Origin of the sequence: Cognatilysobacter tabacisoli, from assembly GCF_003586305.1 — a bacterium.
GTDB classification, from domain to species: Bacteria; Pseudomonadota; Gammaproteobacteria; order Xanthomonadales; family Xanthomonadaceae; genus Cognatilysobacter_A; species Cognatilysobacter_A tabacisoli.
The window spans coordinates 649953-674298 of the sequence record NZ_KZ987400.1 but is presented as its reverse complement, the minus strand read 5'-3'; the positions used below and the strand labels follow the sequence as shown (position 1 = coordinate 674298).

Sequence of the window (24346 nt, the reverse complement as noted above, 5' to 3'; positions counted from 1 at the left end):
CTGCCGCGGGCGCGCCGGCGCATACTGGGCACCCGCCCGCCGCGCCTTCGCCCGAGTCCGCCATGAGCACGCTCGCCGACGCTTCGCCCCAGCCGCTGGACCGCCCGATCGACCGCTGGTTCGCCAGCTACTCCGGCGACCACCGCAACCCGACCAACCAGCTGATCCACGTGATCTGCGTGCCGGCGATCCTGTGGAGCGTGATAGCGCTGCTGTGGTGCATTCCCGCGCCGGGCAGCTGGTTCCGCCCGGGCATCTGGGCCGGCGCGGCGATGGTCGCCGCGGCGCTGTTCTACTACCGCCACTCGCGCCGGCTCGGCCTCGGCATGGTGGCGGTGTTCGTCGCGATGGGGCTGCTGACCCGCGCGATCCACGAGGCGTTCGGCACGCAGGTGCTGCTGGCCGTCGCGATCGCGGTGTTCGTCGTCGCGTGGATCGGCCAGTTCGTCGGCCACAAGATCGAAGGGCGCAAGCCGAGCTTCCTGACCGACCTGACCTACCTGCTGATCGGCCCGGCGTGGGTGCTGGCCAAGGGCTACCGCAAGCTCGGCTGGTCGTACTAGTGCCGGCGGCGCCGCGCGGCCTCGGCGGCCGCGACCTGGTGCTGGTGCTGCTGGTCTGCGTCGCGTGGGCCGGCAACTTCCTGACCTCCGCGCTGGCGCTGCGTGAGATCCCGCCATTCCTGTTCACCGCACTGCGCTTCGCGCTGCTCGCGCTGCCGCTGGTGTTCGTGCTGCGCGCACCGGCGCCGGGGCAGTGGCCGCGGCTGGTCGCGTCGTGCCTGTGCATCGGCGTGCTGCATTTCGGGCTGAGCTTCTCGGCGCTGAAGCTGGCCGGCGACCTGTCGTCGCCGGCGATCGTGCTGCAGAGCTACGTGCCGATGACCGCGCTGCTGGCCTGGTGGGTGCTCGGCGAACGCTTCGGCTGGCGCACCGGGCTGGCGATCGCGCTGAGTTTCGCCGGCGTGCTGGTGCTCGGCTTCGACCCGCTGGTCGTCGACCGCCCGCTCGCGCTGGTGCTGATGCTGGTGTCGGCGTTGTTCCTGGCGGTCGGCACCGTGCTGATGAAGCGGCTGCGCGGCGTCGACGCGTACAACCAGCAGGGCTGGACCGCGGTGCTGAGCGTCGCGCCGCTGCTGGCGATCAGCGCGTGGTGGGAGCCGGGCGCGCTCGCGCGGCTCGGCGACGTGAGCTGGGTTGCGTGGACGGGCATCGCGTATGCCGCGTTCGTTTCGTCGCTGCTCGGCCACGGGCTGTACTACGTGCTGGTGCAGCGGCATCCGGTCGCGCAGGTGACGCCGTGGCTGCTGCTGGTGCCGGTGCTTGCGGTCGGGCTGGGCATTGCGTTCTGGGGCGATCGGCCCGGGCCGCGGCTGCTGGTCGGCGGCGCGATGGTGCTCGGAGGCGTGCTGGTGATCGCGCTGCGGGCGATCGCGAAATCGCGCACCGCGCCGGTGGCCGAGGACCTGTGAGCCGTCAGTCGGCGTCGACGCGCTCGTCGTCGCGCGGCACGAACATCCCCGCGGTCGGGCGGAACGCGCGCGGGGCGTAGCCGAAGTCGCGCTGCGCCGGCGTCAGGTCGAACACCAGGTCGCTGCGCATCCGCCGCACCGCGGCTTCGCCCAGGTGAGTCGCGCGTCCGGTCGCCTGCGCCGCCAGCAGCGCGGCGTTGAACAGCGGCGACGGCAGCTCGACCAGCGCCGGCGGCGGCTCGAGGCAGGCGAGCACGCGCGCCACCATGTCGCGGTACGGCAGCGTCTCGCCGCCCGGCAGCGCGTAGGTGCGTCCGTGCGTCGCGTCGTTTCCCAGGCACGCGGCGGCCGCCTCGGCGAGGTCGGCGACGTGCACCGGCTGGCGCAGGCCGTTCGCGTTGCGCGGCAGCGGGAAGCGACCCCAGCGCTGCGCCAGTTCGGCGATGCGGGTCAGCGTCGCGTCGCGGCCGGCGCCGTACACCAGCGTCGGCCGCAGCAGCGTCAGCGCCGCGTCGCGCCGCGCGGCGGCGTCGAGCAGCGTCGCCTCGCCGTCGCGCAGGCGCTGGGCGACGTCGCGCTCGTCCGGATCCGATGAGCCGCGCTTGCTGTCGGCGCTGGTCGAGCCGAACGCGATCACGCGCGGCGCCGCCGGCGCGTGCGCGGCGTACCAGCGCGCGAACGCGTCGAGCGGACCGCAGCTGACGACCGCCTCGATGTTCGGCGGCAGCGCCGGCACGTTCGACAGGTCGCCGCGCAGCCAGTGCAGGCCGGGCTCGTCGGCGCGGGCGTCGCGCGACACCGCGGTCACGCGCCAGCCGTCTCGGCGCAGCCGCACCAGCAGCGGGCGGCCGATCTGGCCGCTGCCGCCGAACACCAGCGCGTGGCGCACGTCAGCCCTGCGTCGCGCGGGCCGGCAGCACCGCGCGCAGCCACGCGTAACCGACCAGCGCCGCCGCGACCGACGCGCCGAGGATGCCGAGCACCGCCTGCTCGTAGTAGTGCGGGTCGCGGTACGCGAGCGAGGCGATGAACAGGCTCATCGTGAAGCCGATGCCGCACAGCAGGCCGAGGCCGAGCATCGCGCGGGTGTCCATGCCGGCGGGGAAGCGCGCCCACCCGAGCCCGCGCATCGCCAGGGCGACGCCGACGATGCCGATCGGCTTGCCGACGACCAGGCCGAGCAGCACGCCCAGCGGCAGCGCCGCGGTCACGTCGCCGAGCTGCAGGCCGCCGAGCACCAGCCCGGCGTTGGCGAACGCGAACACCGGCAGGATCAGGTACGCGACCCACGGGTGCAGCGCGTGCTCGAGGTGCTCCAGCGGCGAGTGCTCGACCGCGTCGTCGATGGCGTTGCGCGTGTTGACGTGCGGGATCATCAGCCCGGTGGCCACGCCCGCCAGCGTCGCGTGCACGCCGGACTTCAGCACGCACACCCACAGCACCACGCCGAGCAGCAGGTACGGGGTCAGCGCGGTCACGCCGCGCCGGTTCAGCAGCGCCATCAGCGCCAGCGCGGCGGCGGCCCACGCCAGCGCGGTCACCGACAGCCCGTGCGAATAGAACAGCGCGATGATCACGATCGCGATCAGGTCGTCGATGACCGCGATCGTCGACAGCAGCAGCTTCATCCCGACCGGCACGCGCGAGCCGAGCAGCGCCAGGACGCCGAGCGCGAATGCGATGTCGGTCGCGGTCGGCACTGCCCAGCCGCGCATCGCGTCGCCGTTGTCGTGGTTCAACGCGGTGAAGATCAGCGCCGGCACGGCCACGCCGGCGAGCGCGCACACCAGCGGCAGCACCAGCTGTTCGCGGCCGGCCAACTGGCCGCTGAGCATCTCGCGCTTGATCTCGAGCGCGACCAGCAGGAAGAACACCGCCATCAGCCCGTCGTTGATCCACAGCAGCAGCGGCTTGGCGATGTCGAGCCCGCCGATCCGCACCTGCACCGGCAGGCTGCGGAAGGCCTCGTAGGCCTCCTCGAGCGGCGAATTCGCCGCGACCAGCGCCAGCGCCGCCGCGACGATCAGCAGGATGCCGCCCGCGGCCTCGAGCCGGAAGAACTCCGACAGCGCGTGCAGGGCGCGCGCCGGCAGCGGGCGGGCGGCGGGCGAAGGGGGCGTGGGCGTGTTCATCGCCCCAGTATATCGACGCCCCGCCGCGACTCCGCGCAGGTGCTACGGGCTCAGCGCTGCAGCAGTACCAGCTCGAACGCGATCCACACGACCAGCGCGACGAGCAGGCCGATGCCCTCGTTGCGCGACACGCGCAGGTCGCCGCGCAGCACCGGCACCAGCATCAGCGCGAACACCAGCGCGGCCGGCCACTCGAAGCGCAGGAACGACGCCGGCACCGCCAGGCCGTGCGCGGGCGACACCAGCGCGATCCCACCGACGACCAGCAGCAGGTTGACCAGGCTCGACCCGATCACGTGGCCGGCGACGATGTCGCCCTGCCCGCGCCGCGCCGCGGCGATCGCGGCGGCCGCCTCGGGCAGCGCCGTGGCGATCGCGACCGGCAGCAGGCCGGTCACCAGCGGGGTCATGCCCAGTCCCGCGCCGATGATCGACGCATGGCTTTCGGACAGGTCCAGGCCCAGCATCGAGAACGGCAGGCCGCCGACGATCAGTCCCGACCCGAGCGTCAGCAGCGCCGCACCGATCAGCACGCGCACCAGGTTCAGCCCGAGCGCATCCTGGGTGTAGGTGTACTCGGCGATGCCGGCCTGCAGCTCGGCCGACTCGTGCCGGGAGCGCACCAGCGCGTACGCGACGACGGCGACGAATGCGATCACGAGGATCGCGCCGTCGACGCGCGACAGCACGCCGTCGAGGCCGAGCACCATCACGCCGATCGTGCCGGCGATCAGCACCACCAGCAGCGGTGCGAGCGCACGCCACCGCACCAGCAGCGGCGCGGCGAACGCGGCCGCGCCGAGGGTCAGGCCGACGTTGACGACGTTGCTGCCGACCGCGTTGCCGAGCGCCAGCGAGTGCTGGCCGGTGGCGATCGCCATCACGTTGAGCCACAGCTCCGGCAGTGACGTGGCGAAGGCCACCAGCAGCAGGCCGACCGCGAACGGCGCCAGGCCGAGCCGCCGGCCCAGGCCGGCCGCGCCCTTGACGATCGAATCGCCGCCCAGTGCGAGCAGCACCAGCCCCAGTACGAACCACCCGATCGCTGCGAACATCGGCGTCCCCTCTCCTCAGTTGGCCGATTCTATGCGCCGGCCCGCGGCGAATGTGGGGCGGGCTGCGTCAACGCAACGGCAAGGGCGGCCTGCCGCCTGTCATCGCCGCTACATCGGCCGCCGGTAGCGTCGCCGCGTCTCCGGGGGGAAGGACGGGCATGCGACTGGCGAAGACCGATCGGGCGCGCGCGGCGCTGCACGCGCGCGATCCGGCGATCAGCGTGATCGAGCGGCGGGTGCTGATCCTGTGCGACGGCAACCGCAGCGATGGCGACGTCGGCACGCTGCTGGGTGCCGACGCGGCACCGGCGATCGCGCGCCTGCTCGCGGCCGGCTACCTGCAGCTGCCGCCGTCGGCGCAGCCGGCGTCGACGCGGACCGAGCAGGGCGCCGAACCGCGAGGTGCGCTGGCGCGGTTCGCCCGGCCCAGCGCGCCGGCCGCGCGTCCGCCCGCGCCCGCGCCCGCGCCCGCGCCCACGACGGCGACGGCGACGGCGACGGCGGACGCGAGCACGACGGGCGTGCCGGGCGCGACGAAGCGGTCGCTGCTGGCCGCGCGCATGTACCTGATTGACATGCTCGCGCTGCAGCGGGGCGTCGACACCACCGTGCTGCAGTCGGCGCTGCGCGAGGCGCGCTCGGCGGACGCGACGCTTGACGCCATCGCCGATGCACTCGCGCGGCTGCAGCGCGCGACGTCGCCGTCGTATTGCGAGCGCGTCCGCGCGCGCCTGTTGGAGGTGTTGCCGATCGAACAGCTCGACACGTGGGCCACGATCGAGCGCGGGCGCGGCGACCGCTCGTCACCGGGACCCTCGCCGATGACTCCCTCGCCTCAGCTGCAGCCTTCGGCGTAATCGACCTGCGGCGCGATGCCGGTGCGCCAAGCCGCGACCGTGCCATCGGCATCGGTCTCGAACACCAGCACGCCGTTGCCCCCGGCCGGATCGGCAATCCGCAGCACCCGCGCGGTGTCGACGTACTCGTGCCGGCGCACGTCGACGCGCGGCCCGTAGCGCTGCTGGATGTCCGCGGTGGTCATGCCGACGCGACCGCCGCCGGGGGCCTCGACGTCGGCGCGGCTGACGTCGGTGCGCACGAACGCGTCGTTCTCGACCATGAAGGCCAGGCCGCTGCCGCCGCTCGGCGTCAGGTGGTGGCATCCAAGCGGGTCGGACGGCGCACCGTCGAGGTCCTTGCCCCAGGCCATCCGCAGCGATTCGACGCTGCCGCCGTACGCCGCGGGTCCAAAGCCGCCGTAGGCGATCGCCCCCGGCGCCGGCGCCGGCCCGGTCGGCACGGGAGCGGCGGGCGGCGTCGACCCGGTCGCCGAGGCGATCGTGGCGGCCGCATCGGGCACCGTGGCCGGCGGCACGTCCTCGGCGGGCGCGTCGATCGCCGCCGGCGCGGGCGGCGCCACGTCCGCGTCGTCGACCGGCCGCGGGCCGCAGCCGGCCGCGAGCACGCCCATCAACACCGCAGCCACGCCCCTGCCCACGCTCGCCACCATTGCCCGTTCCCGTGTGTGCGCGCCGACCCGGCGCGAATCCGCGCGCAGTCTGGCGCGGCGCGGTGAACGGCGCGCGAAGCGGTCAGCCGGTCGGCGCGACGAAGTGCTTGCGCAGGCCGGACCAGCACGCCTGGTAGTTGCGCTGCCGGTGCGCGGCTTCGACCGCCTGCACCGTCGGCCGGATCACCGCGCGCGACTCGAACATGAAGGCCATCGTGTCGGTGATGACGTCGGGCTTCGACAGGTCCGACGCCGACGCCTTGTCGAACGTCGCCGCGTCGGGCCCGTGCCCGGTCATCGAGTTGTGCAGCGACGCGCCGCCGGGCGCGAAGCCCTCGGCCTTGGCGTCGTACGCGCCGTGCACCAGACCCATGAACTCGCTGGCGATGTTGCGGTGGAACCACGGCGGGCGGAACGTGTCCTGCGCCACCAGCCAGCGCGGCGGGAAGATCACGAAGTCGATGTTGCTGACGCCCTCGCTGTCGCTGGGCGAATGCAGCACGAGGAAGATCGACGGGTCCGGGTGGTCGTAGCTGATCGAACCGATCGTGTTGAAGCGGCGCAGGTCGTAGCGGCACGGCGCATAGCTGCCGTGCCAGGCGACCACGTCGAGCGGCGAGTGGCCGATGTCGGCGCGCCACAGGTGGCCCTGGAACTTGGCGACGAGCTCGAAATCCTTGCCGACCGCCGCACCCTCGCGATCCTCGTAGGCCGCGTGCGGCGTCTCGAAGTCGCGCGGGTTGGCCAGGCCGTTGCTGCCAATCGGGCCGAGGTCGGGCAGCTTGAACATCGCGCCGAAGTTCTCGCACACGTAGCCGCGCGCCTGGCCGTCCGGCAGCGACACGCGGAAGCGCAGGCCGCGCGGGATCAGCGCGATCTGCTGCGGCTCGACGTCGAGCACGCCCAGTTCGGTCTCGATGTGCAGCCGGCCGAGCTGCGGCACGATCAGCAGCTCGCCGTCGGCGTCGTAGAAGAAGCGCCCGTCCATGTCGCGGTTGGCGGCGTACAGGTGCACGCCCATGCCGACCTGCGCCGCGGGACCGCCGTTGCCGGCCATCGTGTACAGGCCGTCGACGAAATCGCACGGCGACTCCGGCATCGGCAGAGGATCCCAGCGCATCTGATCCGGCGACACCGGCGCTTCGTCGAAGCGGTTGTGGAAGCGCGGCTGGTCGATGCGCGAGAACGGCCCGTGCATCGCCGCCGGGCGGATCCGGTACAGCCAGCTGCGGCGGTTGCTGTGGCGCGGCGCGGTGAACGCCGTGCCGGACACCTGCTCGGCGTACAGGCCGTGCGCGACGCGCTGCGGCGAGTTGCGCCCGACCGGCAGGCTGCCGGCGACCGCCTCGGTCGCGAACTCGTTGCCGAAGCCGGATTGGTAGCCGTTGCCGTCGATCGCCATTGCCGCCGCCTTGGGTGGGTGCGCACCCCGGCCGGTGCCGGGGCGCCCGTCAGTTCAGTGGGGTCGCGGCGTCCGCCGGACGCCGCGGTGGAAACGAGCGACGCCGCCCGGTCAGAGCACGCCGCGCTTCATCTGGTCGCGCTCGATGCTCTCGAACAGCGCCTGGAAGTTGCCTTCGCCGAAGCCCTCGTTGCCCTTGCGCTGGATGATCTCGAAGAAGATCGGGCCGATCGCGTTGGTGGTGAAGATCTGCAGCAGCTTGCGCTGCTTGGTCTCGGCGTCGGCGTCGATCAGGATCTTGTTCTTCGCCAGCCGGGCGACGTCCTCGCCATGGTTCGGCACGCGCTGGTCGATCACCTCGAAATAGGTGTCGGGCGTGTCGAGGAACGAGATCCCCGACTCGCGCATCGCCTCGACCGTCGAATAGATGTCGTCGGTGAAGCAGGCTATGTGCTGGATGCCCTCGCCCTTGTAGGCGTCGAGGTACTCGTTGATCTGCGACTTCGGGTCGCTCGACTCGTTCAGCGGGATGCGCACCACGCCGTCCGGCGCGGTCATCGCCTTCGACACCAGGCCGGTCTTGGCGCCCTTGATGTCGAAGTAGCGGATCTCGCGGAAGTTGAACAGCCGCTCGTAGTAGTCCGACCACTTCTGCATGTTGCCGAAGTAGAGGTTGTGCGTGAGGTGGTCGATGAAGGTCAGCCCGAACCCGCGCGGGTTCGCGTCGGCGCCCTGCACCGGCAGGTAGTCGGCGTACGGGTTGCCCTTGGCGCCGTAGGTGTCGACCAGGTACAGCATGCAGTCGCCGATGCCCTTGACCACCGGCGCGTCGATCGCGCGGCTGTCGGCCTTGTGGTCGATCGCCTCGCCGCCGTTGCCGACGACCGTGTCGAAGACCTTGCCGGCCGGCTCCTTGAAGCGGATCGCGAAGCCGCACGCGCACGGCCCGTGGGCGGCGGCGAAGTCGGCGGCGAAGCTGTCCGGGTCCTCGTTGACGAGGAAATTGACGCCGCCCTGCCGGTACACGGTGATCGCGCGCGACTTGTGGCGCAGCACGGGGCTGAAGCCCATGCGGCGGAAGTAGTCGTGCAGCAACTCGCCCTGCCCGGCCGGCGCGGCGAACTCGACGAACTCGAAGCCGTCGATGCCTAGCGGGTTTTCGAACGTGGTGACCTGCATGCCGAGGTTGGGCTGGGCGTTCATGGCACTCTCTTCCAATGGCGGCCGACCCGGCGGGTCGGCTTTGGGGGAACCCTCTTTATAGTTTCACATGTAACCAAGAGCAAGGCACAGCGCACCATGACCGCACGCACGACCGGCCACGCCGAACTGGACCTCGAGCACTTCCTGCCGTACCGGCTGTCGGTGCTCAGCAACCGGATCAGCGCGACGCTGGCCCGGATCTACTCCGAGCGCTTCGGCATCGGCATCACCGAGTGGCGGGTCATGGCGGTGCTGGGCCGCTACCCCGGCCTGTCCGCCAACGAGGTCGCCCAGCGCACCGCGATGGACAAGGTCGCCGTCAGCCGCGCCGTGGCCCGCCTCACCGAGATGGGGCGCCTGGGCCGCGAGATGCACGACGACGACCGCCGCCGCTCGGTGCTGACCCTGTCCGAAGAGGGCTACCGGATCTACGACCAGGTCGCGCCGCTGGCGCTGGCGTTCGAGCGCAAGCTGCTCGGCGGCATGCAGCCGGCCGAGCGCGACCTGCTGTTCGGCCTGCTCGGCCGGCTCGACGAGCTGGAGCTGCGCGCCGAATCCGACGGCACGATCGAGGCGGGCGTCGACGCCGGCATCGGCTGAGCGGCGACGCAATGGCCATGAAAAAGGCGGCCCGAGGGCCGCCTTTCTCTTTCGTGCGGACACTGGACCGGCTTACTTCACGCCGTGCATCAGCTTGTTGATCAGCGGGGCGATCAGGAACAGCAGCACGCCGCTGCCCAGCAGCACCCAGAAGCCGAACGTGTAGCCCGACAGTGCCGACTCGACGGTCATGCCGGTTTCGCCGCTGACGTGGCTGGCGAAGATGCCCGACAGGTTGTTGCCGATCGCGGTCGACAGGAACCAGCCGCCCATGCCGAAGCCGACCAGCCGCACCGGGGCCAGCTTGGTCACCATCGACAGGCCGATCGGCGACAGGAACAGCTCGCCGATCGACTGGATCACGTAGACCATGAACAGCGTCCAGAACGGGATCTTCAGCGTGGCCGGGTCGACCAAGCTCGACAGCGCGAACATCAGCAGCAGGAACGCGAGGCCGTTGAAGATGATGCCGAGGCCGAACTTGCGCGGGATCGACGGGTTGGCGCTGCCCATCTTGATCCACATCCACGCGATCAGCGGCGCCAGCGTGATGATCGCCAGCGAGTTGACCGACTGGAACCAGCCGACCGGGAAGATCCAGCCGCCGAGGTCGCGCTCGACGATGTTCTGGGCGAGGAAGTTGAACGAACTGCCGGCCTGTTCGAAGAACATCCAGAACAGCACGTTGAACGCGAAGATGATCAGCATCGCGATCGCCATGTCGCGCCGGATCGCGCCGTCCTTGAAGCCTTCCTTGAGGATCAGCACGCACAGGCCGACGAACAGCGCGGTCAGCAGCCACTGCAGGTGGCCGGCGTCGATCGCGAGCAGCAGGTAGATGACCGGGATCGCCACCAGCACGCCGGCGAGCACGTACAGCACGTTGCGCTTGCCGCCATCGCCTTCGGGCGGGCGCCCGACACCCTCGAGCTGCGCACGGCCGACCCAGAACCACACCAGGCTGATCAGCATGCCGATGCCCGACGCGATGAACACCACCTTGTACGCCGGCATCTCCGGCGAACCGCCGAACATGCGCTCGGCGAGCCAGCCGGTGAGGATCGGGGCGATGAATGCGCCGGCGTTGATGCCCATGTAGAACAGCGTGAACCCGGCGTCGCGGCGCGTGTCGCTGGTCGAGTAGAGCTGGCCGACCATCGTCGAGATGTTCGGCTTGAACAGGCCGTTGCCGGCGATGATCGTCGCCAGGCCGAGTTTGAACACCTGTTCGTTGGGAATGACGATCATGAACAGGCCGAGCGCCATGACGACCGCGCCGAGCAGGATCGAGCGCTGGTAGCCGATGATCCGGTCCGCGACGTAGCCGCCGAACAGAGCGGCGGCGTAGACCAGCGCGAGGTAGGCACCGTACAGGCGGCTGGCCGGCGCTTCACCGGCGCTGTCGCCGGCGTAGAACTGGGCGACGATGTACAGGGCCAGCGCCCAGCGCATGCCGTAGAACGCGAAGCGCTCCCAGAACTCGGTCATGAACAGCATCCACAGCGGCTTGGGATGCCCCAGGACCTGCTTGAACTCTGGAATGGGCGCGCTGGCGCCCGAGGTTGCGGCTCCGCTCATGCGGTATCCCCCGTCGTGCTTGGACTGAATGAATGAGCCCCGGGCCGTCGGCACGGGGAGCGCGAGGTTTACCGGCTCGCGTCGGGTCCGTCAAACCTCCGGCCGGTGGTGCAACGCAGCAGGGTTCACCTGAACGGCGCGGCCGCCCACCCCGCCGCGCCCGTCAGTAGGCGCCCTCGGCGCCGCCGGCGGCGGTGCTCGGCCCGATGCTGGTGCGGACCGAGAACAGCTCCGGGAAGAAGCTCAGCTGCAGCGCCTGCTGCAGGAAGCCGACCCCGCTGGAGCCGCCGGTGCCGCGCTTGAAGCCGATGATCCGCATGACCGTGCGCATGTGCCGGAAGCGCCACAGCTGGAACTGCGTCTCCAGGTCGACCAGGTCTTCGGCCAGTGCGTACTCGCGCCAGTAGCGGTCGGTGTCCTCGTAGATGCGCTCGAACACCGGGACCAGCTCGGGGTCGGCGACGTGCGCGACCGACCAGTCGCGGTCGAGGTGGCGCGCCGGCACGGCGTGGCCCCAGCGGGCCAGGTACAGCAGGAACTCGTCGTACAGGCTCGGCGCGGCCAGCGTTTCCCCCAGCCCGGCCTGCGCCGGCGGGTCGTACGCGAACACCGGGATCATCTGCGCGTTCTTGTTGCCGAGCAGGAACTCGATCTTGCGGTACTGCAGCGACTGGAAGCCCGACGACGGGCCGAGCACCTCGCGGAAGCCCATGTACTCCGACGGGGTCAGCGTCTCGAGCACCGACCACTGCGCGGTCAGCTGGTGCAGCACCTGCTTGCAGCGGGCCAGCACCTTGCCGGTCTGCCAGACCTGGTCGCGCTGCAGGTGCGCCACGGCCGCCTGCAGCTCGTGGATCAGCAGCTTCATCCACAGCTCCGACGTCTGGTGCTGGATGATGAACAGCATCTCGTCGTGGTGCGGCGGGCTCGATGCGGGGTGCTGCGCCGACAGCAGCCGGTCCAGCTGCAGGTAGCCCGCGTAGGTCATCCGCCCGGACAGGTCGGTGTGGATGCCGCTTTCGAGCGCGCGCTCGTTCTTGTCGACGGTCATGGCGGGGGCGTTCGAACGGGGCGCAAAGGGTAGCGCATCGCCCGCGACGGCCCGGCCGCGGCGGACGCACCGGTCTCGCCGGATCCGCCCGGTCACCGCACTGCAACAACGCCCCGCCACGCTTGCAGGCACAATCGTCGCCGCGCGTGGGGCCGCCCCCGTGCCTTTTCCGGGGAGTTCCAAACGATGACCACCGTCCTGCGCCGCGCGGCGCTCGGCCTGCTGCTGTTGTCCGGCATCGGCAGTGCGCACGCGCAGTCCTGCCTGAGCCTGGCGTCGACCGACGTCGCCGTCACCGAGTCGTTCGACACGCTGGCCAACAGCGGCAGCTCGGCGACGCTGCCGGCCGGCTGGGCGCTTCGCGAAACCGGCACGAATGCCAACGGCCTCTACACCGCCGGCACCGGCAGCTCGAACACCGGAGACAGCTTCAGCTTCGGCGCCAGTGGCAGCAGCGAGCGCGCGCTCGGCGGCCTGCGCAGCGGCAGCCTCGTGCCGGGCTTCGGCGCGTGCCTGCGCAACGACACCGGCGGCGACATCACCGCGCTCGATGTGGCCTATGTCGGCGAGCAGTGGCGCATGGGCACCGCCGGCCGCGTCGACCGCCTCGACGTGCAGGTCAGCTACGACGCGACCTCGCTCGCCGACGGCACCTGGAGCACGCTGACGGAGCTCGCGTTCGTCGCGCCGTCCAACGCCGGCACCGTGGGCCTGCGCGACGGCAACGCCGCCGCCAACCGCACCGCGCTGTCGACCACGATCGGCTCGCTGGCCGTGCCCGAGGGCGCGACCGTGTGGCTGCGCTGGGTCGACACCGACGCCAGCGGCGCCGACGACGGCCTCGCCATCGACGACGTCAGCGTCATCGCGCGCGGCGCAGGCGTCAGCCCGCCGCGCCTGTCGGTGGCCGACGCGGCCATCGACGAGGGCGACGCCGGGTCCTCGCCGCTGTTCTTCACCTTCAGCCTCAACAAGCCGGCCGCTGCCGGCGGCGTGGTCGTCGACTACGCCAGCGCCGACGGCACCGCGGGCGCCGGCAGCGACTTCGTCGCGGTCGCCGGCCAGGCGACGATCGCCGAGGGCCAGACCTCGGTCACGATCAGCGTCGACGTGCTCGGCGACACCGCCGTCGAAGGCGACGAGGCGTTCTTCGTCAACGTCGTCGCCGCCACCGGCGCGACCGTCGCCGACGGCCAGGCCGCCGCGACGATCCGCACCGACGACTTCGTGCTGACCGCGATCCACCAGATCCAGGGCAGCGGTTCGCGCTCGCCGATCGAGGGCCAGTTCGTCACCACGACCGGCATCGTCACCGGCCGCAAGAACAACGGCTTCTTCCTGCAGGCGCCCGACGCCGAGGCCGATGCCGACCCGCTGACGTCCGACGGCGTGTTCGTGTTCACCGGCGGTGCGCCGTCGGCCGCGGCCACGGTCGGCAACCGCGTCCGCGTGCGCGGCACCGTGCTCGAGTTCGTCCCGCCCGCCGCGCCGGCCCAGCGTCCGCTGACCCAGCTCGGCGGCAGCCCGACCGTGACCGCTCTGTCGTCCGGCAACCCGATGCCGGCGCCGATTCCGCTGACGGCCGACATGACCACCGCCGACGGCGGCCTCGAGCAGCTCGAATTCGCCGAGGGCATGCGCGTGACCGTCGCCAGCGTCACCGTGGTTGCGCCGACGCTCGGCAGCAGCCCGGACCCGAAGACCACCGGCACGGTCAACGGCATCCTGACCGCGGTCATCACCGGGGTCGCGCGTCCGTTCCGCGAGCCGGGCGTGTCGGTGTTCGACGCGATCCCCGGCGGCGCGAGCAGTCCGCCGATCCCGGTCTGGGACGCGAACCCCGAGGCGATCACGATCGACAGCGACACCCTCGGCGGCCCGGCGTTCGTGCTCGACCTGCCGGCCGGCAGCGTGATCGAAGGCCTGACCGGCCCGCTCGACTACGGCTTCCTGCGCTACACCGTGCACCGCGACCCGGCCGTGCCGATCAACGTGGCGTTCGTGCCGCAGATCCGCGCCGCGCGCGTGCCGACGGCCGACGAGTTCACCGTCGCCAGCTACAACCTCGAGCGCTTCTTCGACACGGTCAACGACCCGGCGATCGGCGAGCCGGTGCTCAGCGCGGCGCAGTTCGACCTGCGCCTGCGCAAGGCGTCGCTCGGCATCCGCGACTACCTGCACGCGCCCGACGTGCTGGTGACGATCGAGGTCGAGAACCTGGCGACGCTGCAGGCGCTGGCCGCGCGGATCAACGCCGACGCCGTCGCCGCCGGCCAGCCGGACCCGCAGTACGTCGCGTACCTCGAGGAAGGCAACGACGTCGGCGGCATCGACACCGGCATGCTGGTCAAGACCGCCGCGACCGCCGGCGGCGCGCCGCGCGTCGAGGTGCTCGCGGTGACCCAGGTCGGCAAGGACGCGACGTGGACGCAGCCGAACGGTTCGCCCGACACGCTCAACGACCGTCCGCCGCTGGTGCTCGACGCGGTGGTCCGCTTCGACGACGGCCGTGCCTACCCGGTCACCGTGGTGGGCGTGCACCAGCGCTCGCTGATCGACGTCGAGGCCGACACCGCCACCGGCGAGCGCGTGCGCCTCAAGCGCCTGCGCCAGGCCGAGTTCCTCGCCCAGTACCTGCAGCAGCGCCAGGCCGCCTCGGCCGACACGCGGCTGGTCGTGCTCGGCGACTTCAACGCGTTCGGCTTCAACGACGGCCTGGTCGACTCGATGAACGTCGTCACCGGCACGCCGACGCCGGACGCGCAGACCGTGGTCGCCGGCGACGGCATCGACTACGTCGACCCGGACCTGGTCAACCTCGACCAGACGCTGCCGCCGGAGGAGCGCTACTCCTTCATGTTCGACGGCAACGCGCAGACGCTCGACCACGTGCTGGTCAACGAGGAGGCCGTCGTCACCACGCGCCGCCTCGCCCTCGACCACGCACGGATCAACGCGGACTTCACCGACACCAGCCGCGCCAACGCGGCCGTGCCGACGCGCACCGCCGACCACGACCCGGTGATCGCGTACTTCGACCCGCGCCCGCGCGCCGACCTGGCGGTCACCGCCACGGCCGGCCCGGCTACGCGGATCAACCTGCCGGCGACGTTCACCGCGACCGTGCGCAACAACGGCCCGGACGCGGCCGAGGCGATCGGCGTTGGCTTCGCGCTCGACGGCGAGCTGCCGACGATGGCAGTGGTGGCCCCGGCCGGCTGGAGCTGCGACGCGGCCCAGGTCGACGCCGGCCGCACCACCGTCGCCTGCCTGACCGCCACGCTCGCCAACGGCGCGGAAGCCGCGTTCTCGATCAGCGCGACGACCACCCAGGCGCAGGCCAACGCGCCGCTGACCCTGGCGGTGGCGGTCGAGGCGCAGTCGCTGGACGAAGTGCCGGCCAACGACGAGGCCGTCGCCAGCGTGGCCGTCGTCGCCGAGGCCGACCTCGCGGTCGCGCTCGGCGGCCCCGACAAGAAGCTGCACTACGACCGCGTCGAGCCGTTCGCGCTGCTGTTCACGCACCGCGGCCCGGACGCCGCGTGGCAGCCGGTGGTGACGCTCGCCGGCGACGCGCCGGCGGCCAACGTGGCGATCGCGCCGGTGGCCGGCTGGACGTGCGAGGTGGCCGGCGACGCCGCCCGCTTCGTCGCCACGTGCCGCACCGCCGGCGCCTTCGCGGCCGGGGCGTCGCAGCGCTTCGATGTGGCGATCCGCGTCCCGGCGCGGCCCGACAGCACCGGGTTCCTGACGCTGCAGGCGACCGCCGCGTCGGCGACGCCGGAGCTGGTGCCGGCCGACAACACGGCGAGCTACCGCAACCGCATCGTCGGCGTGCCGTGACCGGCGTGCGCTGATCGGCATGCCGTGATCGGCATGCCCTAACCGGCCGGCGCCATGCCGGCAAGTGCACAAAGCGCGGCTCCGGCCGCGCTTTTTGTTTGCGCGGCAGGACAGCGCATTGCCGCAGCGCGCAACGGCGAATGACCGTCCGGTGGTTATCATCGTGCGGTTGATTGACCTGAGGATGCAGTCGCGATGACGACCGCCGCGCGCTTCGAGATCGAATACCTGCAGTACCTGGGCAAGGACGGAAAGCCGGTGGCCGAGCTGCCCGCCGCGTTCGCCGACCCCAAGGCGCTGCTCCCGCTGTTCAAGCAGATGCTGTTCGTGCGCACGTTCGACACCAAGGCGATCGCGCTGCAGCGCACCGGCAAGCTCGGCACGTACGCCGCGTGCCTGGGCCACGAGGCCACCCACGTCGGCATCGGCGCGTCGATGCGGCCGGAGGACGTGTTCGCACCGAGCTACCGCGAGTACGGCGCGCAGTTCATGCGCGGCGTGCAACCGCGCGAGGTGCTGATGTACTGGGGCGGCGACGAGCGCGGCAACGATTTCGCCGGGCCGAAGCATGACTACCCGTGGTGCGTGCCGATCTCGACCCAGTGCCTGATGGCCGCCGGCGCGGCGCTGTCGTTCAAGCTGCGCAAGCAGCCGCGCGTCGCGGTGGCCTGCTGCGGCGACGGCGGCTCGTCCAAGACCGACTTCTACGCCGCGCTCAATTCGGCTGGCGCGTACACCGCGCCGCTGGTGCTGTGCGTGATCAACAACGGCTGGGCAATCTCGGTGCCGCGCTCGGCGCAGACCGGCGCGCAGACGCTGGCGCAGAAGGGCATCGCCGGCGGCCTGCACTGCCTGCAGGTCGACGGCAACGACCTGATCGCCGTGCTCGAGGGCATGCGCCGCGCGGTCGAACGCGCGCGCGGCGGCCAGGGCGGCAGCGTGATCGAATTCATGACCTACCGGCTGCACGACCACACCACCGCCGACGACGCGCGCCGCTACCGCGGCGAAGACGAGGTCAAGGACGCGTGGACGCGCGACCCGATGGTCCGCCTGCGCACCTACCTGACCGCGCAGGGCCTGTGGAGCGAGGCGGAGGAAAAGGCCTGGGCCGAGGAATGCGGCAAGCGGGTCGACGTCGAGATCAACGCTTATCTGGAGACGCCGGTGCAGCCGGTCGAAGCGATGTTCGACCACCTGTATGCCGAACTGCCGCACGACCTGGTGGCGCAGCGCGATGCCGCGCTCGCGCTGGAGGGCCGCGCATGAGCCCGGCCGACGCCAGCGCCGCCGACGCGCGCACCGACGCAGGAGACGCCGCGATGAACGCACCCGCCGCCGCCACGCCAACCGCGATCACGCTGATCGAGGCGATCACCCAGGCGCTCGCCTACGAGATGCGCCACGACGACGCGGTCGTCGTCCTCGGCGAGGACGTCGGCGTCAACGGCGGCGTGTTCCGCGCCACCGCCGGGCTGTCGGCCACGTTCGGCACCGAGCGCGTGCTCGACACCCCGCTCGACGAGACCACGATCGCCGGCCTCACGGTCGGCATGGCCTCGCAGGGCATGAAGCCGGTCGCCGAGGCGCAGTTCGACGGCTTCATGTACCCGATGGTCGACTTCATCGTCTGCCACGCCGCGCGCATGCGCTACCGCACGCGCGGCCGGCTGACCTGCCCGATGGTGCTGCGCGTGCCGTGGGGCGGCGGCATCCGCGCGCCGGAGCACCACAGCGAGGCCAACGAGGCGATCTTCACCAACGTGCCCGGCCTGCGCGTGGTGATGCCGTCGTCGCCGGCGCGCGCCTACGGCATGCTGCTGGCGGCGATCCGCGACCCGGACCCGGTGATCTTTTTCGAGCCCAAGCGCATCTACCGCCAGTACAAGGAGGTCGTGCCGGACGACGGCGAGGCGCTGCCGCTGGACGTGTGCTTCGTGCTGCGCGACGGCAGCGACGTGACGCTGGTGACGTGGGGCGCACAGGTCAAGGAAACGCTCGAGGCCGCCGAGAAGCTCGCCGCCGACGGCATCAGCGCCGAGGTCATCGACGTCGCCACGCTGACGCCGCTGGACTTCGACACGATCGCCGAGTCGGTAGCCAAGACCGGCCGCTGCGTGATCGTGCACGAGGCCCCGCGCACCGCCGGCTTCGGCGCCGAGATCGCCGCGCGGCTGGCCGAACACTCGATGTTCGACCTGCGCGCGCCGGTCGAGCGCGTGACCGGCTACGACACCCACATCCCGCTGTTCCGGCTCGAGATGAAGTACCTGCCGAGCGTCGACAAGATCGTCGCCGCGGCGAAGCGGACGCTCGCGGCCGGCTGATGAAGCGCGGCCGGGTCATCGTGACGCACCGCGCCCCGGACCGGCCGCCGATCCGGGTCGCGCCCGGCGACCCGGTGACGCTCGGCGAGCGCGACCTCGACTGGCCCGACTTCGTGTGGACGACGCTGGCCGGCGGGCTCGGCGGATGGATCCCGGCGGCGCTGTTCGACCGCGACGGCGGCGAGGCCGTGGCGCAGGTCGAGTACGACACCCGCGAGCTCGATGCCGACATCGGCGAACTGCTCACCCTGCACCGCGAACTGGCGAGCTGGTGGTGGGCGGAAAATGCACAGGGCGCGAGCGGGTGGATTCCCGCGCGCGCGATCGACGTGATTCCAGAGGACTGACATGACGGCCAACAAGACCTTTCTCCTGCCCGACCTCGGCGAGGGCCTGCCCGATGCGACCATCGTCGAATGGTTCGTCAAGGTCGGCGACACGATCCGCCTCGACGACAACCTCGTGTCGATGGAGACCGCCAAGGCCGTCGTCGAGGTGCCGTCGCCGGTGTCCGGCAAGGTGCTGAAGCTGGCCGGCGCGCCGGGCGACATCGTCGTCACCGGCACGATGCTGGCCGAGTTCGAGGTCGACCCGTCGATGCCGCAGCGCGCCGAGGGCCAGGACACCGGCCACCACCACGGCGGCGGCCACGCCGCTGCGGCACCGGCCGCGGCACCCGCCCCGGCACCCGCGGCGGCCGCGGCACAGGCCGAGCGCGCCGACAGCGGCACCGTCGTCGGCGCGATGCAGAGTTCGGACGCCGTGCGCAGCGAGGCCGCGGTCGCGGTCGGCGGCGTCAAGGCGATGCCGGCGGTGCGCGCGATGGCGCGCAAGCTCGGCGTCGATCTCGCCCGCGTGCGCGCCAGCGGCGCGGACGGCGTGGTGACGATGGACGACGTCAAGCGCGCGGCCGCCGACGGCAGCGCCAAGGCCGGGGCCGCCCCTGCGCGCGCCGCCGCCGCGGCGCCGTCCGCCGCGCCGGCCTCCGCGCCGGCCACGCCGGCGCGCAGCACCGTCTCGCAGGCCGGCAGGCCGATGCGCACCCAGCCGCCCGGGGTCAGCGCCAGCGGACAGCCGGAGCAGCTCAAGGGCGTGCGCCGCAACATGGCGCGGGTCATGGCCGACGCGCACAGCAAGGTCGTGCCGACGACGCTGGTCGACGACGCCGACCTGCACGCGTGGATCGGCAAGCAGGACATCACCGCGCGGCTGGTGCGCGCGATCGTCACCGCGTGCAAGACCGTGCCGGCGCTCAACGCGTGGTTCGACGGCGACACGCTGACCCGCACCCTGCACCCGCAGGTCGACCTCGGCATCGCCGTCGACACCGACGACGGCCTGTTCGTGCCGGCGCTGCGCAACGCCGACATGCTCGACGGCGCGGGCATCCGCACCGGCATCCAGCGGCTGCGCGCGCAGGTCGAGGACCGCAGCATCCCGGCCAGCGAGCTGTCCGGCTACACGATCTCGCTGTCGAACTTCGGCATGTTCGCCGGTCGCTATGCGACCCCGGTGGTCGTGCCGCCGTGCGTGGCGATCGTCGGCGCCGGCAAGCTGTCGCACGACGTGGTCGCGGTGATCGGCGGCATCGAAGTGCACCGGCGCATGCCGATCTCGCTGACCTTCGACCACCGAGCCTGCACCGGCGGCGAGGCGGCGCGCTTCCTCAAGGCGCTGCTGGACGACCTCGGCCTGCCGCAGTGACGTAGCGAGGCCATGCAGCGGACGGCGCTCGACCCCCGTCGGGCGAGCGCCGGATCCGAAGGAGAACCGCAATGCCGCACCACAGCCGACTGGCCGGCTTCATCATCGACTGCCGCACCGACGACCTCGACGCGGCCGCGGACTTCTGGAGCCAGGCGCTGGGCGTGTCGATTGCCGACCGCGACGCCGGCGACGGCGAGGCCGAGTACCAGCAGTTCGGCGACACGCCCGGCGACCTGCACATCGAGGTGCAGAAGGTCGCGCACGAGTCGCGCGTGCACCTGGACATGGAGGCCGACGACGTCGACGCCGAAGCCGCGCGACTGGAGGCGCTGGGCGCGCGCAAGGTCGCCTTCGTCAAGCGCTGGTGGGTGATGGAAGCCCCGACCGGCCAGCGCTTCTGCGTGGTGCGAATGAAGCACCCCGAACGCGGCACGCCGCCGACGCGCTGGGACTAGCCAGTCGGCCGCGCTGCTGCGCTGGCGCAGTTCAGTCGTGCAGGCGCGGCGTGTCGTCGACGACGATGCGGTCGCGCCCCATCGCCTTGGCCCGGTACAGCGCCTGGTCGGCGCGTTCGAACACCGCCTCGCGCCGGTCGCGCGCGTCGCCCGCGGCGATGCCGGCCGACAGGGTCAGCGGGAACGGCAGCGACGCTTCCGCCACCGCGGCGCGGATCCGGTGCGCGACTTCGGCCGCGCTGGCCAGGGTGCCGCCCGGCAGCACCACCAGGAACTCCTCGCCGCCGTAGCGCACCGGCACGTCGCCGGCGCGCACCGATGCGGTGATCGCGTCGCCGACGACGCGCAGCGCGCGGTCGCCCAGCAGGTGGCCGTGGCGGTCGTTGATCTGCTTGAAGTGGTCGATGTCGAGCAGCACGAGGCTGTAGTGCGACGGCGAGGCGTCGGGATGGGCCTGCGCGTCGTCGCTCAGCCGGTTCAGCGCCGACCGGTTCAGCAGGCCGGTCAGCTCGTCGCGGCCGACGCTCAGCAGCAACTGCTCGTTGTGGCGCTGCAGTTCGGCGCGCGCGCGCTCGGCGGCCAGCGCGCGCAGCTCGCGCTCACGCAGCTGGCGCTGCTGCTCGGCGTCGTAGCGGCGCAGTTCGAGCAGGTGGGTCGTCTGCCGCGCGAGCAGCTCCAGCCCCTCGCGCTGGGTCGCACTGAGCCGGCGCGGCCGCGGCGAGCTGACGAACAGCGCGCCGAGCACCGAGCCGTGCGGGTCGCGCAGCGGCGCGGCGGCGATGAAGCACGCCGGGCCGTCCTCCAGCGGCAGCGACAGGCCGGCCAGCGACGGCACGGCGAGCCGGTCGGGCACTTCGAGCGTTCCGGGTGCCGCCAGCACCGCTTCGCTCAGCGCCGGCTCGCGCGGGATGCCGTCGACGTCGATGCCGCGGCGCGCCTTGAACCAGAAGCGGTCGATGTCGGCAAATGCGATCGCCGCCGCGTCGACGTCGCACAGCATGCAGGCCAGCCGCACGATGTCGTCGAACGCCGCCTCCGGCGCGGTGTCGAGGATCGCGTAGGCCTCGAGCGCGGCGCGGCGGCGAGGCTCGGCGGCAACGGCGTCGGCGGCGGGGGCCCCGGTCGGCATGCGCGAAGGATGCTGCACGCGCCGTGCAATCGCCGTTAGTGAAATGGGTGGCAGTGCGCGGGCCGTGCGCGCGGCGCGCACCGGCGCGCGGCGCCCGCTGCGTTCAGCACGGGCGGTCGAGCCATACCGCCAGCCCTTGGGCGTTGAGCTCGATGTCCATCGCCAGCAGCGCCGTCACCTCGGCCGCGTCCATGGCGACGCCGTGCGCGCGGGCGCGGTCGACGTACAGGTCTGCCAGCTCGCGGACGATGCGAGCGTGGCGGTCGGGCGTGCCGTCCGCCGCGCGCGCGATCGCGACCATCGCGTCGATCTGCCCGACCAGGTCGGCGGCCAGTCGCGGCACGTCGCCGACGCGCCCGTAATGGGTCAGGTAGACGCTGTCCGGCGACGCGGCGAGCAACCGCGCGATCGACGCCTTCAACGCGTCGGGCTCGAACTGCACCGGCGTCGTCGTCGGCAGCACGAACGCGCGGCCGTCGACGTCGAACTCGCGGTACGACAGGCCGAACGTGTCGCCGCTGAACCAGCCGCGGCTGGCCTCGTCCCACACGCACAGGTGGTGGCGCGCGTGGCCCGGCGTGTCGATGCAGCGCAGCGGGCGGCCGGCCAGTTCGATCACGTCGCCGTCGGCGAGTTCGCGCACGCGTGCGGCCGGGACCGGCTGGATCGAGCCGTAGCTGCGCGCGATCTCGGCCTCGCCGTACACCGCGGTCGCGCCGGCGATCAGCCTGGCCGGGTCGACCATGTGCGGTGCGCCGCGCGGGTGCACCGCCAGGGTCGCATTCGGCAACGCCTGCATCAGCGCGCCGGCGCCGCCGGCGTGGTCGAGGTGCACGTGGGTCAGCACCAGCCAGTCGACGGCCTCGGGCGCCAGCCCCTGCGCCGCCAGCGCGGCGAGCAGCGCCGGCTGGGAGTGGTTGGTGCCGCAGTCGACGAACGCGGCGCGGCCGTTCTCGACCAGCAGGTACGCCGCGTCGAAGCGTGGCCGCTGGAAGCCGGTGTCGACGGCAGTGATGCCGTGGGGCAGGTGCATGCGCGCGGTCCGTGGTCGGTCGCGATCGAGTCTAGGGCGCGCGGCGCCGCGCGGCGATGCGACCTCGGTCGAAGGCCGCGACCACCGGCGTCAGGGCACGCGGCTCAGAGCATGCGGCTCAGAGCACGCGGCCCTGCAGTTCGCGCAGCCAGCGGCGGCGCAGCAGGAACGCGACCGTCATCGCCGCCAGGAACACGCCATAGCCGACCGCGGTGGCCAGCACCTGCTTCCACATGCCGCCGTACTTCGGATCGGCGATCTCGAAGGACCAGTACACGCTGGCCAAAAAAAGTGCGGTCGACAGCAGCAGCGCGATCGCATCGAACCAGCGCCGCGCCGGCGGCCGCGGCTGGCGCGGCAGCAGCCAGAACAGCACGCCGAGGATCGTGAACCACGGCAGGAACAGGATCAGGGTCAGGTGCAGCTGGGCGAACGCGCTCATGCCGCGTCCTCGGCAAACTTCGCCAGCGCGTCGACTACCTCGGCCAGCGCGACGCCGTCGCCGAGGGCGCCAATCGCCGCGCCGTCGACGTGCAGCACCCCTCCGGCCTCGCGCAGCCCGTCGCCGCCGTCGCGCTTGAGGCGCGCGACCCACTGCCCCGCGTCGCGGCCGCCATCGAAGCCGGCGCTCTGCAGCAGCACGCGCTCGCCGCGCAGCAGCTTGAAGTAGAAGCGGCCGTCCGCCTCGCGGTACTGCTTGAACGTCGGCGCCACCGGCGCGTCGTCGTCGCCGGCGTCGGCCGTCGACACCGCCACCTGCGACAGGTTTCGCAGGCCGACCGCCTCGCGCAGGCGCTGCAGCGTCGGTGTCGCGTAGCGCGCGCGCAGGCGCTGCGCGCCGTCGCGCAGGATCGCCTCGATCTCCGCTGGCTTGGCCATCAGCGCCTCGTACCGCTCGCGCTGCGGCGCGATCTCGGCGTCGAGCCGCTCGAACAGCGCGTTCTTCGCATCGCCCCAGCCGATCCCGTCGGCGAAGGCCTGGCGCATCGCGGCGGCCTCCTCGGCGCTGGCGAACGCCTGGTACAGCTGGAACACGTTCGACGCGTCGGCGTCCTTCGCCTCGCCCGGCGCGCGCGAGTCGGTGACGATCCCCGCGATCAGCTTCTTCAGCGTCGCGCGCGGCGCGAACAGGGGGATTGTGTTGTCGTAGCTCTTGCTCATCTTGCGGCCGTCGAGCCCGGGCAGCGTCGCCACCTGCGTCTCGATCGCGGCCTCCGGCAGCGTGAAGTGTTCGCCGTAGAGGTGATTGAAGCGCTGGCCGAAGTCGCGCGCCATCTCGATGTGCTGGATCTGGTCGCGGCCGACCGGGACCTTGTTCGCGTTGAAGATCAGGATGTCGGCGGCCATCAGCACCGGGTACATGAACAGCCCGGCGCTGATCCCGGCGTCGTCGTCCTCGCCGCTCTCGCGGTTCTTGTCGACGGCGGCCTTGTACGCGTGCGCGCGGTTCAGCAGGCCCTTGCCGGCGACGCAGGTCAGCAGCCACGTCAGCTCGGGGATCTCCGGGATGTCGCTCTGCCGGTAGAACCACACCGTCGACGGATCGAGCCCGCAGGCCAGCCAGGTCGCGGCGATCTCCAGCGTCGAGCGCTGCACGCGCACCGGGTCGGTGACCTTGATCAGCGCGTGGTAGTCGGCGAGGAAATAGAAGCTCTCGACGCCCGGCGTGCGGCTCGCGGCGACCGCCGGCCGGATCGCGCCCGCGTAGTTGCCCAGGTGCGGGGTGCCGGAGGTGGTGATGCCGGTGAGGACGCGGGTCGGGGTCATCGGGTGCGGCGCGCGCGGGGAGGCCGCCCAGTTTACCCGCCGCCCCGGCACCGCAGCCCGCGGCCGGCGGGCCGCACCGTTGC

At 72.1% G+C, this 24346-nt stretch carries 22 protein-coding genes; 10 read left to right on the top strand and 12 right to left on the bottom strand.

The genetic code is table 11. From position 1 onward, the window contains the following. Positions 1-62: 62 nt before the first annotated feature. Positions 63-563 (top strand): Mpo1 family 2-hydroxy fatty acid dioxygenase, encoded by a 501-nt coding sequence (locus tag D3A60_RS02995; RefSeq protein WP_119717199.1) that lies wholly within the window; start codon positions 63-65, stop codon positions 561-563. Further along, entirely contained in the window at positions 563-1471 is a 909-nt protein-coding gene (locus D3A60_RS02990; protein WP_196778623.1) for a DMT family transporter, read from the top strand. Before D3A60_RS02995 ends, D3A60_RS02990 begins: the two co-directional genes overlap by 1 nt. A gap of 4 nt (positions 1472-1475) precedes the next feature. On the opposite strand, the gene D3A60_RS02985 is transcribed toward D3A60_RS02990, so the two are convergent. The 3 genes from D3A60_RS02985 to D3A60_RS02975 are packed head-to-tail and all read right to left on the bottom strand — an operon-like array spanning position 1476 to position 4658. Further along, positions 1476-2360, bottom strand: a complete 885-nt coding sequence (locus D3A60_RS02985; protein WP_119717197.1) for an SDR family oxidoreductase — start codon at positions 2358-2360, stop codon at positions 1476-1478. Position 2361: 1 nt separating this feature from the next. Then, positions 2362-3603 (bottom strand): Na+/H+ antiporter NhaA, encoded by a 1242-nt coding sequence (nhaA, locus tag D3A60_RS02980; RefSeq protein ID WP_119717196.1) that lies wholly within the window; start codon positions 3601-3603, stop codon positions 2362-2364. A 50-nt stretch (positions 3604-3653) separates the two neighbouring features. After that, positions 3654-4658, bottom strand: coding sequence for a sodium:calcium antiporter (locus tag D3A60_RS02975; protein ID WP_119717195.1), 1005 nt, complete (start codon positions 4656-4658; stop codon positions 3654-3656). A 158-nt stretch (positions 4659-4816) separates the two neighbouring features. Between D3A60_RS02975 and D3A60_RS02970 the strand changes: the two genes are divergently transcribed. Next, on the top strand, positions 4817-5515 hold the full coding sequence (locus D3A60_RS02970) for a hypothetical protein (protein WP_119717194.1): 699 nt from the start codon (positions 4817-4819) through the stop codon (positions 5513-5515). On the opposite strand, the gene D3A60_RS14450 is transcribed toward D3A60_RS02970, so the two are convergent. From D3A60_RS14450 to hppD, 3 genes are all read right to left on the bottom strand, one after another. Then, positions 5494-6144, bottom strand: a complete 651-nt coding sequence (locus tag D3A60_RS14450; protein ID WP_196778622.1) for a lectin — start codon at positions 6142-6144, stop codon at positions 5494-5496. The two genes, D3A60_RS02970 and D3A60_RS14450, sit on opposite strands and share 22 nt — an antisense overlap. 106 nt (positions 6145-6250) lie before the next feature. Further along, positions 6251-7570 carry a homogentisate 1,2-dioxygenase gene (gene hmgA, locus D3A60_RS02955; RefSeq protein ID WP_119717191.1) on the bottom strand — a complete coding sequence of 440 codons (1320 nt, stop codon included), beginning with the start codon at positions 7568-7570 and terminating at the stop codon, positions 6251-6253. A gap of 111 nt (positions 7571-7681) precedes the next feature. Further along, positions 7682-8773 (bottom strand): 4-hydroxyphenylpyruvate dioxygenase, encoded by a 1092-nt coding sequence (gene hppD / locus D3A60_RS02950; RefSeq protein WP_196778621.1) that lies wholly within the window; start codon positions 8771-8773, stop codon positions 7682-7684. A 96-nt stretch (positions 8774-8869) separates the two neighbouring features. On the opposite strand from hppD, the gene D3A60_RS02945 reads away from it, so the two are divergent. Beyond that, the gene (locus D3A60_RS02945) at positions 8870-9373 is read left to right on the top strand and encodes a MarR family winged helix-turn-helix transcriptional regulator (protein WP_119717190.1); all 504 of its coding nucleotides are present in this window, start codon (positions 8870-8872) and stop codon (positions 9371-9373) included. 72 nt (positions 9374-9445) lie between these two features. Here the strand turns inward: D3A60_RS02945 and D3A60_RS02940 are convergent, their stop codons facing one another. Together D3A60_RS02940 and D3A60_RS02935 are read right to left on the bottom strand one after the other, a co-directional pair. After that, complete coding sequence (locus D3A60_RS02940; protein ID WP_119717189.1) at positions 9446-10951, bottom strand: peptide MFS transporter; 1506 nt, start codon at positions 10949-10951, stop codon at positions 9446-9448. Between the two features lie 163 nt (positions 10952-11114). Then, on the bottom strand, positions 11115-12002 hold the full coding sequence (locus tag D3A60_RS02935; RefSeq protein ID WP_119717188.1) for a tryptophan 2,3-dioxygenase: 888 nt from the start codon (positions 12000-12002) through the stop codon (positions 11115-11117). Between the two features lie 186 nt (positions 12003-12188). Between D3A60_RS02935 and D3A60_RS02930 the strand changes: the two genes are divergently transcribed. The 6 genes from D3A60_RS02930 (at position 12189) to D3A60_RS02905 (ending at position 20334) form a co-directional block, all read left to right on the top strand. Further along, the gene (locus tag D3A60_RS02930) at positions 12189-15845 is read left to right on the top strand and encodes a Calx-beta domain-containing protein (RefSeq protein ID WP_231120372.1); all 3657 of its coding nucleotides are present in this window, start codon (positions 12189-12191) and stop codon (positions 15843-15845) included. Positions 15846-16040: 195 nt separating this feature from the next. Beyond that, the gene (pdhA, locus tag D3A60_RS02925; protein ID WP_119717187.1) at positions 16041-17114 is read left to right on the top strand and encodes a pyruvate dehydrogenase (acetyl-transferring) E1 component subunit alpha; all 1074 of its coding nucleotides are present in this window, start codon (positions 16041-16043) and stop codon (positions 17112-17114) included. Next, the gene (locus D3A60_RS02920) at positions 17111-18172 is read left to right on the top strand and encodes an alpha-ketoacid dehydrogenase subunit beta (protein ID WP_119717186.1); all 1062 of its coding nucleotides are present in this window, start codon (positions 17111-17113) and stop codon (positions 18170-18172) included. Before pdhA ends, D3A60_RS02920 begins: the two co-directional genes overlap by 4 nt. Then, positions 18172-18519 (top strand): SH3 domain-containing protein, encoded by a 348-nt coding sequence (locus D3A60_RS02915; protein ID WP_119717185.1) that lies wholly within the window; start codon positions 18172-18174, stop codon positions 18517-18519. Before D3A60_RS02920 ends, D3A60_RS02915 begins: the two co-directional genes overlap by 1 nt. A 1-nt stretch (position 18520) precedes the next feature. Then, positions 18521-19876, top strand: a complete 1356-nt coding sequence (locus D3A60_RS02910) for a dihydrolipoamide acetyltransferase family protein (protein WP_119717184.1) — start codon at positions 18521-18523, stop codon at positions 19874-19876. Between the two features lie 71 nt (positions 19877-19947). Next, positions 19948-20334: a VOC family protein gene (locus tag D3A60_RS02905; protein WP_119717183.1), complete on the top strand. Its 387-nt coding sequence runs from the start codon at positions 19948-19950 to the stop codon at positions 20332-20334. Between the two features lie 31 nt (positions 20335-20365). On the opposite strand, the gene D3A60_RS02900 is transcribed toward D3A60_RS02905, so the two are convergent. From D3A60_RS02900 to D3A60_RS02885, 4 genes are all read right to left on the bottom strand, one after another. Next, entirely contained in the window at positions 20366-21463 is a 1098-nt protein-coding gene (locus tag D3A60_RS02900) for a GGDEF domain-containing protein (protein ID WP_119717182.1), read from the bottom strand. Between the two features lie 103 nt (positions 21464-21566). Further along, a complete protein-coding gene (locus D3A60_RS02895) occupies positions 21567-22496 on the bottom strand; it encodes an MBL fold metallo-hydrolase (RefSeq protein ID WP_119717181.1) in 930 nt (309 codons plus the stop codon). 118 nt (positions 22497-22614) lie between these two features. Next, complete coding sequence (locus D3A60_RS02890) at positions 22615-22938, bottom strand: hypothetical protein (protein ID WP_119717180.1); 324 nt, start codon at positions 22936-22938, stop codon at positions 22615-22617. Beyond that, the gene (locus tag D3A60_RS02885) at positions 22935-24263 is read right to left on the bottom strand and encodes a tryptophan--tRNA ligase (RefSeq protein WP_119717179.1); all 1329 of its coding nucleotides are present in this window, start codon (positions 24261-24263) and stop codon (positions 22935-22937) included. Before D3A60_RS02885 ends, D3A60_RS02890 begins: the two co-directional genes overlap by 4 nt. Positions 24264-24346 lie beyond the last annotated feature (83 nt).